Below are 13,492 nucleotides of genomic sequence, written 5' to 3' on the forward strand. Positions count from 1 at the left end.
CGCGATCGGCTTGCTGCCGCCGGGCGCCGTCACGCGCAGCGCGCGCGCGGCGGCGGAAAGGCTGCCTGCCTCGACAACGCGCACGAAGACTTCGATCTCGCCGGAACGGTTTATGTCGGGTCTGGCCATCTGTGAATCTATTTCACAGAAAATATGCCCTGATCAAGTCTGGTTCACAGCACTCGGCAACACGATCTTCCCGGTCGGGGCGCGGGTTGGACAGGCGCTCATCGCCTGAACGGCCCGTCTTTCAAAGTGGAAACGCCATGCCTCTTGCTCTCTACGCCCTCGCCGCCGGTGCCTTTGGCATCGGTGTCACCGAATTCGTCATCATGGGCCTGCTCATCGATGTCAGTAAGGATCTTGGTGTGTCGATCTCGGCCGCCGGCCAATTGATCTCGGGTTATGCGCTAGGTGTCGTCATCGGTGCACCCCTATTGACCATCGCCACCGGCAACTGGCCGCGCAAAACCGTGCTGCTGGCGCTGATGGCGATCTTCACGATTGGCAACCTCGCCTGTGCGCTGGCGCCCGATTACTGGACGCTGATGGGTGCCCGCATCATCACCGCCTTTGCCCACGGCACTTTCTTCGGCGTTGGCTCGGTGGTCGCCACTGGTCTGGTCGCGCCCAACAGGAAGGCTTCGGCGATCGCGCTGATGTTCACCGGCCTGACCATCGCCAACATCCTCGGCGTACCTTTCGGCACCTGGCTCGGCCAGGCTTTTGGCTGGCGCGCGACCTTCTGGGCAGTGACCGCGGTCGGCCTCGCGGCCTTCGCCGTCATCCTGGCCCTGGTGCCGCGTGGCCAGGCGACGCCGGAGAAGAGCGACTTGCGCGCCGATCTCGCCGTGCTGCGCCGAACGCCCGTCCTGCTCGGCCTCGCCACTACGGTGCTCGGCTATGCCGGCGTCTTCGCCGTCTTCACCTACATCGCTCCGTTGCTCACCGAGATCAGCGGCTTCGGGGAAGCAGCCGTGTCGCCGATTCTGCTCGTCTTCGGCGGTGGCCTCATCGCCGGCAATCTCGCAGGCGGCAAGGTCGCCGATCGCTGGCTGGTGCCGGCGGTGCTCGGCAGTCTCGTGGTGCTGGCGCTGGTGCTTGCCACGATGAGCTTCGCCATCCACAGCCAGGTCATGGCCGTGATCTATGTCGGCCTGCTCGGTGCGGCCGCCTTCGCCACCGTGGCGCCACTGCAGATGTGGGTGCTGGAAAAGGCGCAAGGCGCCGGCCAAAGCCTGGCCTCATCGTTCAACATCGCCGCCTTCAATCTCGGCAATGCCGCCGGCGCCTGGCTTGGCGGCGCGGTCATCGCCCATGGCCTTGGACTGGGTTCGCTCACTTGGGTCGCTGCCCTGCTGCCGCTCGCGGCACTCGCCGTGGCCGGACTGGCGCTGCGCCTCGATCGCGGCGCCACATCAGGCGCGCCCGCCTCCGTCCGGTTGTGACATCAGCCGACATCCGAATCGCCTCACTTCTTCACAAACCACCAGGAGCAAGAAAATGGACTATCGACGTCTCGGCGCATCGGGTTTGAAAGTCCCGGCGCTTTCATTCGGCGCCGGAACCTTCGGCGGATCCGGCCCACTGTTCGGCGCCTGGGGCAACAGCGACGCGCAAGAAGCGCGGCGGCTTATCGACATCTGCCTCGAGGCCGGCGTCAACCTCTTCGACACCGCCGACGTCTATTCGAACGGCGCCTCGGAAGAGGTGCTCGGCGAGGCGATAAAAGGCCGCCGCGACGCCGTTCTGATCTCGACCAAGACCGCGCTGCCGATGGGCGACGGCCCGGCCGACCACGGCTCGTCACGCTCGCGGCTGATCAAGTCGGTCGATGCCGCGCTGAAGCGTCTCGGCACCGACTATATCGACCTGCTGCAGCTGCACGCCTTCGATGCCGGGACGCCGATCGAGGAAGTTCTGGCGACGCTGGACGGCCTCGTTCGCTCGGGCAAGCTGCGTTATGTCGGTGTTTCCAACTTCTCCGGCTGGCAAGTGATGAAGTCGCTCGGCTTGGCGCAGACGCACGGCTACCCACGCTATGTCGCGCACCAGGTCTACTATTCGCTGCTCGGCCGCGACTATGAATGGGAGCTGATGCCGCTCGGCCTCGACCAGGGCGTCGGCGCGTTGGTGTGGAGTCCGCTCGGCTGGGGCCGCCTGACCGGCAAGATCCGCCGTGGCCAGCCCTTGCCGGAAAAGAGCCGCCTGCACGAGACCGCGAGCTTCGGCCCGCCGGTCGAGGACGAACATCTCTACAGGGTCATGGAGGCGCTTGACGCGGTGGCTGAGGAGACCGGCAAGACGGTTCCGCAAATCGCCATCAACTGGCTGCTGCAGCGCCCGACCGTTTCATCTGTTATCATCGGCGCCCGCAACGAGGAGCAACTGCGCCAGAACCTCGGCGCCGTCGGTTGGACGCTGACGCCGGAGCAGGTCAAGAAGCTGGACGCGGCAAGCGAGGTCACCGCGCCCTACCCGTACTTCCCCTATCGGCGGCAGGAAGGCTTTGCCCGGCTGAACCCGCCGGCGGTGTGAGGGGCGAGGCCCTCAACGTCGTCATCCACGGGCGGAGCAGCCGCGAAGACCCGAGGATCCATTCCGTGACCTTGATCGTAGAGCGCGGCGGTGCAGAATTCTGGACCGTCGCGACGCTTCAGAGTCGCGGCATGGATCCTCGGGTCTGCGCCGCGTCGCTTCGCTCCTTGCTCCGCCCGTGGATGACGAAAGAGATGGGCGTTTCCGCTAGCCGCCAGCGCAAGCGAGCCGGATGCGCCACTGCTCTCAGTGCAGGACGAACTCTCCATCCACCTTGCGCCATTCATTCGGGGCGATCAGCTTCTGGTGCGTATAGACCACCGAATGCAGCGGCCCATCCAGCTTGGCTTTCCAGAATTCGATGAACCGGATCAGCACCGGAAACTTCGGAGCGATGTCGTAGTCCTGCCAGACGAAGCTCTGCAGGAGATGCGGGTGGTCGGGGAAATGATAAAGAATCTTGGCCGTTGTCAGGCCGTAGCCTTTGAGCATCAGGTCCATTTCAAGATGGTCGCGCATTGCGGTCCCCAAGGTTGATTCTCCTTTCCTCCCAGGCACCAATTGTGCGCGCCGTTACTTAACTGTCTATTGATTTTTCTTGATCGCAAAACGAACTTTTCCCACAAAAACATGCAGTTAGCAGCGAACCGTTTCGAGTGCTGACAGTCTCGAAAAGCGCCCCTGCGGCATCCCGCCGCGCGAATCCAACGTCTAATGTTGCCGTCGCGGCGGAACTGGTAATAATGCCGCCGAATTCGCGGCTGCGTCGCCGCGATCCCGCAGGCGTTTCAAGCTGGCGGATTGGTTCGGGAGGAAAGCCAAGAAATGTCCGAGGTTCATGTCCATCGCGTCAAGCCGGCGTGGAAGAAGAACGCCCTGATCGACAATGACACCTACCTAAAATGGTATGCCGACAGCGTGAAAAACCCGGACAAGTTCTGGGGCAAGCACGGCAAGCGCATCGACTGGTTCAAGCCCTTCTCCAAGGTTAAGAACACCTCCTTCGACGGCAAGGTCTCCATCAAGTGGTTCGAGGATGGCCAGACCAATGTCTCGTACAATTGCATCGACCGCCACCTGAAGAAGCGCGGTGACCAGACCGCCATAATCTGGGAAGGCGACAACCCTTACGACGACAAGAAAATCACCTACAGCGAGCTCTACGAGCATGTCTGCCGGCTCGCCAATGTGATGAAGAAGCACGGCGTCAAGAAAGGCGACCGCGTCACCATCTACATGCCGATGATCCCGGAGGCGGCCTACGCGATGCTGGCCTGCACGCGTATCGGCGCCATCCATTCGGTCGTCTTCGGCGGCTTTTCGCCGGATGCGCTTGCCGGCCGCATCGTCGACTGCGAATCGACCTTCGTCATCACATCGGATGAAGGCCTGCGTGGAGGAAAACCCATTCCTCTCAAGGACAACACCGACAAGGCGATCGACATCGCCGCCAAGCACCACGTCATGGTCAAGAACGTCGTGGTCGTGCGCCGCACGGGCGCCAAGATCGGCTGGGCGCCGGGCCGCGATGTCTGGTATCACGACGAAGTCGCGGCGGTGAAGTCCGAGTGCAAGCCGGAGAAGATGAAGGCGGAAGATCCGCTGTTCATCCTCTACACGTCGGGCTCGACCGGCAAGCCGAAAGGCGTGCTGCACACCACCGCCGGCTATCTCGTCTATGTGTCGATGACGCACCAATATGTCTTCGACTATCATGACGGCGACATCTACTGGTGCACCGCCGATGTCGGCTGGGTGACCGGCCACAGCTACATCGTCTACGGGCCGCTCGCCAACGGCGCCACCACGCTGATGTTCGAAGGTGTGCCGAACTACCCCTCGCAGTCACGCTTCTGGGAGGTCATCGACAAGCACAAGGTCAACATCTTCTACACCGCGCCCACGGCGCTGCGCGCGCTGATGGGCGCCGGCAACGACCCGGTGAAGAAGACGTCGCGCAAGTCGCTGCGTGTGCTGGGCTCCGTCGGCGAGCCGATCAACCCGGAAGCCTGGGAGTGGTATTTCAACGTCGTCGGCGACGGCAAGGTGCCGATCGTCGACACATGGTGGCAGACCGAAACCGGCGGCATCCTGATCACGCCGCTGCCCGGCGCCACCGACCTCAAGCCGGGTTCGGCGACGCGGCCCTTCTTCGGCGTCAAGCCGCAGCTGGTCGACGGCGAGGGCAAGGTGGTGGAGGGTGCGGCCGATGGCAATCTCTGCATCACCGATTCCTGGCCGGGCCAGATGCGCACCGTCTATGGCGATCACGACCGTTTCGTGCAGACCTATTTCTCGACCTACAAGGGCAAGTACTTCACCGGTGACGGCTGCCGCCGCGATGCCGATGGCTATTACTGGATCACCGGCCGCGTCGACGACGTTATCAACGTCTCCGGCCACCGCATGGGCACGGCCGAGGTCGAATCGGCGCTCGTCAGCCACGACAAGGTTTCCGAGGCCGCTGTCGTCGGCTATCCCCATGACATCAAGGGCCAGGGCATCTACAGCTACGTCACCTTGATGAGGGGCGTCGAAGCGACCGAAGATCTGCGCAAGGAACTTGTCGCCCATGTCCGCAAGGAGATCGGCGCCATCGCCACGCCCGACAAGATCCAGTTCGCGCCCGGCCTGCCCAAGACCCGCTCGGGCAAGATCATGCGCCGCATCCTGCGCAAGATCGCCGAGGACGATTTCGGCGCCCTTGGCGACACCTCGACGCTTGCCGATCCGGCCGTGGTCGACGACCTCGTCGCCAACCGGCAGAACAAGAAGGGCTGACGCCGGCCATGGCCGCGATCGGCAGCGTTGCCGAACTCTGGCGCTATCCGGCGAGTTCGCTCGCCGGCGAGCGGCTGGAGGCGATTGCGGTCGGCACCGACAGTATCGAGGGTGACCGTATGTTCGGCCTCGTCGATACGTCGGACAACGAGATCGCCCGGCCCGATCGTGACGCCAAGTGGCACAAGGTGCCGCGCATCAGGACCCGGCTGAACCATGATCGCGTCCTGGAAATCGCCATTCCCGGCGGTAACTGGCTAAGCGCGCCAAGCCCCGAATGCGACCGCGCGGTGTCGGACTATCTTGGCTTTGCCGCCTCGATTCGCCCATTCGGCCGCGAGAACGCCCCGCCCGCCTATGCCGGCCCGCTGACGCAGGCGCGCTACAAGAAGGCGCCGATCCATCTCCTGACCACGGCCTCGCTGGCGCGGCTGAAGGCACTGCATCCCGATGGTGCCGCCGATCCGCGCCGCTTCCGCCCCAACATCGTCGTCGACATGGCTCCGGTCGACGGCTCGTTTCCCGAAACCGAATGGATCGGCCGCAAGCTCGCCATCGGCGACCTCGTCTTGACCATCTCCGAGCCGTGCCGCCGCTGCGGCTTCACCATCATTGCCCAGGACGGTTTCGATAACGATCCCGGCATCCTGCGCAATCTGGTGCGCTACAACGCCCACAATCTCGGCGTCTATTGCACCGTCGACCGGCCCGGCCGTGTCGATATCGGCGCGCCGATGCGGTTCGTGGAGGCGTAGCGCCCCCGTAGCGCGCCGCCCTCGTGCGATGGAGATGTGGCCTCCCTCTTCACGCTGCCTGTAATACGCATGACAGAAAACCGCGCCATACAGCTGGCGCGGCTCGCCTTGTCGCTTCCGTCGTCCGCCAATTTCAGATCCCACCAATCGGAGTGCCTATGACTTCCCTGCCCATCCTTGGCGCGGCCATGACCCTGGACGACCTTGAGATCCACCGCGACTGGCTTTTCGAAAAGCAGCGTGACCTCGAATTGCAAAGCTTCGCCGAGGCCAGCGTTCTCAACGGCGACTGGGCACCGCTCGCCTCCCGCGCCAGAAAGCTTCTCGACGGCCACAAGGGGCGGCTCGGGATTCACGGACCTTTCTGGGGCTTCACCATCGCCTCGCAGGACCCCGATATCCGCAGCGTCGTCAGCAAACGTCTGCTGCAAGGTCTCGAAGTCTGCGCCTCCGTCGGTGCGACGCACATGGTCGTCCACAGCCCCTACACGACCTGGTCCTACAACAACCTCGACAACAATCCCGGCGAGCGCGAAAAAATCACCGAGTACTGCCACCTGACACTGCGCGACGCCGTCAAGCGGGCCGAAGACATCGGCTGCACCATGGTGCTCGAAAACATCGAGGACAAGGATCCGCACATCCGCGTGGCCTTGGCCAACAGCTTCAAGTCGCCCGCGGTCGCGGTCTCCATCGACACCGGCCACGCCTACTATGCCCATGGCTCGACCGGCGCTCCGCCGGTGGACTACTTTGTGCACGCCGCCGGCAACCGCCTGCAACATGTCCATCTGCAGGATGCCGACGGCTACGCCGATCGTCATTGGAGCCTCGGCGAAGGTACGATCCAATGGCGTTCGGTCTTTGCCGCGCTCGCCAGGCTCGAAAGCAATCCGCGCCTCATCATCGAGATCAGGGACAAATCCAAGATACCGGCTTCGGCGGCCTATATCGCCTCGCTCGGCATCGCCGAATAAGGCCCGAACTGGGGGCGCCGCGCTACCGGTACAAATCCGCCCGCGTCGGGGGCAAGCCACTAGGCCCCCGCGCGCGCTTTGTGGCTACGGTCTGGAATATCTGCGCCGAGGCGCGTTCGAAGGTGATGGAGCAGCCGCTCAGGTAAAGCAGCCACAGCCGCGCCTTGGCTTCGCCGACCTCGGCGATCGCCTCGCCGAACCGCGCCTGCAGACGCTCGGCCCACAGCCTGCAGGTGCGGGCATAGTGCTCGCGCAAATTCTCGACATCGTAGACGAGGAAGCCGTGTGCTTCGAGATTGCCGAGCGTCATGCCGATCGTGTCCAGCTCGCCACCCGGGAAGATGTATTTGATCAGTGCCTTGTATTCCGGCCCCTTGCGCAGGGTCTTCTTGATGTCGCCCTTGCTGCGCCTTGTGATGGCGTGATGCAGATAGATGCCGCCCGGCTTCAGCAGCCGGTGGACGGCGGAGAAGTAGGCCGCATGGTTTGCCAGGCCTAGATGTTCGAACATACCGATGGACGATATCTTGTCGAAGGTGCCGGTCAGCTCCGCGTAGGACTTTATCTCGATGGTGATCTTGTCCTCCAGACCCTCGGCGCGAATGCGCTCGCGGGCTAGCGAGGTCTGGGCTTGCGACAGCGAAACGCCGTGTCCGACGACACCATAATTTTTCGCGGCGTGGATCAGCATCGCGCCCCAGCCGCAGCCGATATCGAGCAATCTTTCACCGGGTTTCAGCCGAAGCTTGCAGCAGATATGGTCGAGCTTGTCGACCTGCGCCTCGTCGATGCCGTTTGCGAAATCCTGGAAATACCCGCAGCTATAGACCATGCGCTCGTCGAGAAAGAGCCCATAGAAGGCATTCGAGATATCATAGTGATGCTGGATCGCCTCCTTGCTGGAGCCGCTGACGAACGGGTTGCGACCGGCGAGATCTACCCGCGACGTCATCTGCTTTCTCGAAAACAACACCGCCGGCAAGTCACGCAGAAGCGCCCGTTTCGGCAAAGTCTTCAGCTTCGGCCGCAGCTTGCCCGTCGAAGGCAGGGCATAGAAATCGAACAGCGATCCGTCTTCGATGTCGACTGCCTTGGAAATCCACATCTCGATAAGGGTCGACAGGGACGGTCGGCGAACGATCTGCCAGACAATGTCGTGGTCGTTGATGATCAGCACGGGGCCGGTGGCGGGGCCGATCCGCTCACCTGTCCACAGCCTGACCGCGAAGCTGGGTTTCACCGCCTCGACTACCGTTCTAACGATGCGCGCCGCTCTTTCGGTGGCGTCCATGTCCTTCCCCCGCGGTCGATGGCTCAATCTTGTCCGTTTAAGACCTGGATCGCAAGCCGGAGCATGCGGCGCCATCTTCCGGCAAGGACGCCTTTTTCAGCAGGGCACTTGTCATTTGCTGCAACGCACCCCATCATGAAGGTGTGTTCAACGAACTGAAAGGAGGTGATCCGATGTCGAGTGATTTCGTTTTCCAGAACGTGGCCTCAGCGGATTGCACTTTCGGGAAGCAGTCTTCCCGTTAAGGCGCGAGATGCGCGGCGGGTGACGTGAACGTCACCGCCATTGAGCCGCGCCATGGACGGAAACACGGAAGGCCGCCGGCTTCGAAAGAAGCGGCGGCCTTTTCCGTTTCGCGGATTATTGGGTCAGTATGACCTTTTCGGTGTTGCGGATGATTTCCTGAAAGGCATCGTCCAATTCACTTCCGGTGGACACCTCGAAATAATGTTTCTCGGTGGCGGAGGAGTCTTTCGACGAACAATCCTTTAGCACCGCCTTTGCCTGGTCCCGCTCGGTTGCCGACATGTCCTTATCGTTCAGGTCGAAGCCGATGGTGAAAATCTCGATGCCGTCATTTTTCATGTTGCCGCACAGCGTTTCAGCATTGCCGCGCGCAAGGTTACCCTGGCCGTTGTAGCTCCCGGCGGCACCCGCGAAGGCCGTATTGAACTGGCCATCGGTCATCAGGATTGCGACCTTGGCAATCTTCTTTCCATTGGCATTCGAAGCGCCGTTGCCGAGGCCGGCATTCTTGATCGCGCTGCGCCATTGCGGCGACAGCATATAATAGGTCCACTGAATGGCGATTGCGCCGGCTGTATAACCACCGGCCCGGAAGTCGTCGATCGAATCAAGCAATGCATCGGAATCCGCGGTCAGCGGGATCACTTGCGCGTCAGGACACCTGTTCATTCCTTCGCCGCCGAGATGATCATCCCGATTGACCAGGGCATAATATTTCTTGCCGTTCCTGTCTGTGCGAACAGTGTCTGGGCCGTCGGCACTCAAATCCGCGTCGCCGTTTTTGTTCTTGCGCTCCGTAGCGCAATTATCCGGGCGCGGTATGGCCGCACCAACAATGGAGATGTAGTCGCTGAAGGACGGCAGCAGATTTTTGCCCGTCTTGGCAACCAGAAGCGAACTGCCGGCGACGGGTGGCAGCTCAGAACTCCCTTGCTTTTCGGCATAGACGTTCTCCGCCAGTTTGCCGGCGTTCACGCCAGATGCATAAGGCACAATCGCGACACGAACGCGGGGGTTCTTCGAGTCCTGGTTCTCGAGCATCGTCTGGACGGCATTTCGCGCAGCTGCTTTCAGGTCGCCGATCTTGTTGACGTTGCCCCGTTTGGCCATCGATCCCGTTATGTCGAGCATCATGGCCACCTCTATCTGCTTGTCGGAATAGAGCGCTGTGGTGGAAGCGCCGACGCGCTGCATGGCACCGGTGCTGAACAACGGGAAATAGAGGTCGACATCGACGTGGGCATCCGCCTGGACCGTATTGGCGGTCCTGTCGACGATCAGCTTGTCGAGCACGATCTGGCCGGCGTGCAGCATGCCCGCCGTGCTGTTGGCTTCCAGAAAAGCCTGCACGGATTTGTTGGCGTCGGCTTCCTTGATGGCACCGGTGGTCAGGTCACGCGCCGTCGATGTTACAGCCGCATCGACCACGCCCTGCAGGCTCGATTTGGCATTGTAGAGCTGGGTCACATTGACCGAAAAGCCCGCGACCAGCGCCAAGACCGAGGCGGCAAAGCCGAACAGGACCGCGAAATTTCCACCGCGATCCCTGGCCAACTCGCCGACCGCGTGAACAAGACCCCCGTAATTCCGCATCCAACAGCCTCCGCTTGCCTCGGCCTCGTCGCCGCGGACAGGGCAGTGCAGGATTCCAGCCGGATGACGCGGCGATCGGACCGCAGACCAGGAGTTCGCCAGCAGAACATTGTTTTTGTTGGATTTTCACAGCGCAGGAAGGTGAATGACCGGTAAACGTCGGACTGTATTCGCGCGCGCGTTTACCGGACGCTTACCATGCGAGACCAAAGACCTCGTGGGGTGTGCGGCGACGTCTTGTTGCGGAACAGCGTCTCTGTGCCGCAACGGGTCAACTGTACCGGGACAGCTGTGTTGAGATTCAGGTGAGGCAATCGCAGGCCGCCTCATCCGAATATCGACATGCCTAGGCCAGCATCTGTGCGCTGGCCGTCCTGTCGATACCGTGGTGGGGTGGATTGAACAGCCTGCCTTCCTGCTCGTAGGTCCATACCTTGAACAAGGTAAGCCGGTGCGGGCCGAAACTGTGCAGCAAGGGAACGTCGGTGGCATCGCGGCCGCGCGCGATGACGACGCGACCAATTCTGGGCCGGTTATGGCGCGGATCGAACGTGTACCACTTGCCGTCGAGGAATGCTTCCATCCAGGCTGAGAAATCCATCGGCGCCGGATCGGCCGGCACGCCGATGTCGCCGAGATAGCCGTTCACGTAGCGCGCCGGAATGTTCATGCAACGGCAAAGCGTGATCGCCAGATGGGCGAAGTCGCGGCACACTCCGACACGTTCCTCGTGCGCCTGCGCGGCGGTGCGAGTCGAACGCGCATAGCCGTAGCCGAAAGACAGCCGGTTGTGGACATAATCGACGATTGCCTGTACCCGCGCCCAGCCGGAGGGAAGATGGCCGAAAAGCTGCCAGGCGAGATTGCTCAAATGATCTGTCTCGCAATAGCGGCTGCCGAGGAGATAGCCGAGCACCTCGTCGGGCAATTCGGCGACCGGCATTTCCCTGGCCAGCGTATTGATCTCGTCCGTCTCGCCGCTGTCCTCGATCACCGCGTCGTAGAGGATGCGAAAGCCGCCGGCGGGGGCAGTGAAGCGGCGGCAGGCATTGCCGTGCAGGTCATGGTAGAGCCGAGTCGGCACCGAAGGCGACGTCAGCACCCGCGTCTGCCGCTTGATATCGGCCTGCCTGTCCCGGTGAATCTCGAGCAGCGAAATCACCGGCGTCGGCTCTGTGCATTCAATGGCGATTTCGTAGCCGAGCCGTATCAGCATCGCGTCCCCCTTCGATGGTCATGGAGATAGTGTGGCTGAAACGCGGTTGGGGGATGGTGGTTCCCTGGACCGTCCGAAAAGGCGTTCTCGCGCCTTTCCATGCCGGCGCCTGGAAGATACGGTTGCGCTCTTCCCCAAGGCGCACCCCGCAATCCAAGGAAAATCATGTACCCAGGCAAGAAATTCGCCGCCTTTCTCTTTGACATGGACGGCACGCTCATCAATTCCATCGCCTCGGCGGAGCGGGTATGGAGTGATTGGGCACGACGGCACGGCCTCGACGTCGCCGCCTTCCTGCCGACCATCCATGGCGTGCGGGCGATCGAGACCATCACCGCCCTGGCGCTCCCGGGCGTCGATCCGACGCACGAAGCCGACCTGCTCCTGAAGGCGGAAGCGGCCGATCTGGATGGCATTCTCCAGATCGCCGGCGCCGTTGCGTTCCTCAATTCGCTGCCACCGGAGCGCTGGGCGATCGTAACCTCGGCGCCACGCTCGCTGGCGCTTGCACGCATGAAGGTCGCCGGCATTCCTGTCCCAGCGGTCCTCGTCGCGGCGGAGGATGTTTCCCGCGGCAAGCCGGCGCCCGATTGCTTCCAGCTCGGCGCGAGACGGCTTGGCTTCGACGCGCGCGATTGTCTGGTGTTCGAGGATGCGCCGGCCGGCATTGCGGCGGCCGAGGCGGCGGGCGCTTCGGTCATGGTGATCAACGCCACGCACCAGCACGCGCTGCAGACCCCGCATGCCGCGATATCGGCCTATGATATGGTCGGCCTCACGGTCGACGAGCAAGGCTGGCTGGCGCTCGAGCCCCAGCGCAGTGCCGCTTAGTCTGGGCGCACCAGCTATGGCGAGATACGCCGGCCGGCCTCAGCTGAATATCGACACACTCTAAAAGTCGCTGGTCAGGCCTTTGATCTCCCAGTCGCCATAGCGGCCGGGCTCCTTGCCGCCACGGCCACCGATCTCTTTCGGCAGGGCGGCTTCCTGCGCGAGATAGTCGGTGCGTCGTGCGTCGGCTTCCGCCAGCGCCCGGCGGGCGGCTGGCGTCAAATCTTTCCGCGGCGCATTGCCATCGCCGGCGGGCGTTTTACTGGTTTCGTCGTTCATGCGATATTTCCCGCGGATTGAAACAGGAACAGGCGTTTCCCATCATATAGCGATGACCTCGCAAGGATCGACCCTTTTTCACCACCATCGCGACAGGAGCAGACGATGAACACCATTCGCACCGCCATGCTTCTCGCCGCCATGACGGCGCTGTTCATGGGCGTCGGCTTTTTGATCGGCGGCTCGGGCGGCATGATGGTCGCGCTGGTGGTCGCCGCCGGTACCAATCTGTTCAGCTATTGGAACGCCGACAAGATGGTGCTGTCGATGAACCGCGCCGTCGAGGTCGACGAGAAGAACGCGCCGGAATATTACGCCATCGTCCAGGCACTGGCCAAGCAGGCCGGGCTGCCGATGCCGAAAACCTATCTGATCGACAATCCGCAGCCGAATGCCTTTGCCACCGGCCGCAACCCGCAGAACGCGGCGGTGGCCGCCTCGACGGGCCTGTTGCAGCGGCTGACCCACGAAGAGGTCGCCGCCGTGATGGCGCATGAGCTCGCCCACGTCCAGCACCGCGACACGCTGACCATGACCATCGTCGCCACCTTTGCCGGTGCCATCTCGATGCTCGGCAATTTCGCCTTTTTCCTCGGCGGCAACCGCGAAAACAATCCGTTCGGCTTTGTCGGCGTGCTGGCGGCGATGATCGTGGCGCCCTTCGCGGCCATGATCGTGCAGATGGCGGTCAGCCGCACCCGCGAATATGAGGCCGACCGGCGCGGCGCCGAAATCTGTGGACACCCGCTGTGGCTGGCCTCCGCGCTTGACAAGATCGCCCGCGGGGCCGAACGCATTCCCAACCCCGACGCCGAGCGCAATCCGGCAATGGCGCATCTCTTCATCATCAACCCCCTGCATGGCGAGCGCATGGACAGTCTGTTCTCCACCCATCCGAGCACCGACAACCGCATCGCCGCGCTGCAGGCGATGGCGCGCGAAATGGGCGATGGCGCTGCGCGGGCCACGCAGCGCCATCGCCCAT

13 protein-coding genes are annotated in these 13,492 nt (G+C 62.6%); 7 read left to right on the forward strand and 6 right to left on the reverse strand.

The genetic code is table 11. From position 1 onward, the window contains the following. Positions 1-129, reverse strand: a 129-nt coding sequence (locus tag EOA36_RS11440; RefSeq protein ID WP_145969149.1) for a LysR family transcriptional regulator, incomplete at its 3' end; no start/stop codon positions are given. A 137-nt stretch (positions 130-266) separates the two neighbouring features. Between EOA36_RS11440 and EOA36_RS11445 the strand changes: the two genes are divergently transcribed. Together EOA36_RS11445 and EOA36_RS11450 are read left to right on the forward strand one after the other, a co-directional pair. Further along, positions 267-1,448 (forward strand): MFS transporter, encoded by a 1,182-nt coding sequence (locus EOA36_RS11445; RefSeq protein WP_127277733.1) that lies wholly within the window; start codon positions 267-269, stop codon positions 1,446-1,448. A 55-nt stretch (positions 1,449-1,503) separates the two neighbouring features. Next, a complete protein-coding gene (locus EOA36_RS11450) occupies positions 1,504-2,538 on the forward strand; it encodes an aldo/keto reductase (RefSeq protein WP_127277734.1) in 1,035 nt (344 codons plus the stop codon). Between the two features lie 246 nt (positions 2,539-2,784). Here EOA36_RS11450 and EOA36_RS11455 read toward each other — a convergent pair whose 3' ends face one another. Next, complete coding sequence (locus EOA36_RS11455; RefSeq protein ID WP_023784217.1) at positions 2,785-3,057, reverse strand: usg protein; 273 nt, start codon at positions 3,055-3,057, stop codon at positions 2,785-2,787. A 306-nt stretch (positions 3,058-3,363) separates the two neighbouring features. On the opposite strand from EOA36_RS11455, the gene acs reads away from it, so the two are divergent. The 3 genes from acs to EOA36_RS11470 all read left to right on the forward strand — a co-directional run bounded on the left by acs (position 3,364) and on the right by EOA36_RS11470 (position 7,051). Next, positions 3,364-5,319 (forward strand): acetate--CoA ligase, encoded by a 1,956-nt coding sequence (gene acs / locus EOA36_RS11460; RefSeq protein WP_127277735.1) that lies wholly within the window; start codon positions 3,364-3,366, stop codon positions 5,317-5,319. A gap of 8 nt (positions 5,320-5,327) precedes the next feature. Beyond that, positions 5,328-6,074, forward strand: a complete 747-nt coding sequence (locus tag EOA36_RS11465; RefSeq protein ID WP_127277736.1) for an MOSC domain-containing protein — start codon at positions 5,328-5,330, stop codon at positions 6,072-6,074. A 158-nt stretch (positions 6,075-6,232) separates the two neighbouring features. Beyond that, entirely contained in the window at positions 6,233-7,051 is an 819-nt protein-coding gene (locus EOA36_RS11470) for a sugar phosphate isomerase/epimerase family protein (protein ID WP_127277737.1), read from the forward strand. A 22-nt stretch (positions 7,052-7,073) separates the two neighbouring features. Here EOA36_RS11470 and EOA36_RS11475 read toward each other — a convergent pair whose 3' ends face one another. From EOA36_RS11475 to EOA36_RS11485, 3 genes are all read right to left on the reverse strand, one after another. After that, positions 7,074-8,342: a cyclopropane-fatty-acyl-phospholipid synthase family protein gene (locus EOA36_RS11475; RefSeq protein WP_127277738.1), complete on the reverse strand. Its 1,269-nt coding sequence runs from the start codon at positions 8,340-8,342 to the stop codon at positions 7,074-7,076. Positions 8,343-8,702: 360 nt separating this feature from the next. Further along, complete coding sequence (locus EOA36_RS11480) at positions 8,703-10,181, reverse strand: pilus assembly protein (RefSeq protein WP_127277739.1); 1,479 nt, start codon at positions 10,179-10,181, stop codon at positions 8,703-8,705. Between the two features lie 346 nt (positions 10,182-10,527). Further along, the gene (locus EOA36_RS11485; protein ID WP_127277740.1) at positions 10,528-11,397 is read right to left on the reverse strand and encodes a transglutaminase family protein; all 870 of its coding nucleotides are present in this window, start codon (positions 11,395-11,397) and stop codon (positions 10,528-10,530) included. A 165-nt stretch (positions 11,398-11,562) separates the two neighbouring features. Between EOA36_RS11485 and EOA36_RS11490 the strand changes: the two genes are divergently transcribed. After that, a complete protein-coding gene (locus EOA36_RS11490; RefSeq protein WP_127277741.1) occupies positions 11,563-12,228 on the forward strand; it encodes an HAD-IA family hydrolase in 666 nt (221 codons plus the stop codon). A gap of 60 nt (positions 12,229-12,288) precedes the next feature. On the opposite strand, the gene EOA36_RS11495 is transcribed toward EOA36_RS11490, so the two are convergent. After that, positions 12,289-12,507 carry a DUF1674 domain-containing protein gene (locus tag EOA36_RS11495; protein ID WP_127277742.1) on the reverse strand — a complete coding sequence of 73 codons (219 nt, stop codon included), beginning with the start codon at positions 12,505-12,507 and terminating at the stop codon, positions 12,289-12,291. A 105-nt stretch (positions 12,508-12,612) separates the two neighbouring features. On the opposite strand from EOA36_RS11495, the gene htpX reads away from it, so the two are divergent. Beyond that, on the forward strand, positions 12,613-13,492 hold an 880-nt coding region (htpX, locus tag EOA36_RS11500), incomplete at its 3' end, for a zinc metalloprotease HtpX (protein ID WP_127277743.1).

This window comes from Mesorhizobium sp. M8A.F.Ca.ET.021.01.1.1, from assembly GCF_003998025.1.
GTDB lineage: Bacteria > Pseudomonadota > Alphaproteobacteria > Rhizobiales > Rhizobiaceae > Mesorhizobium.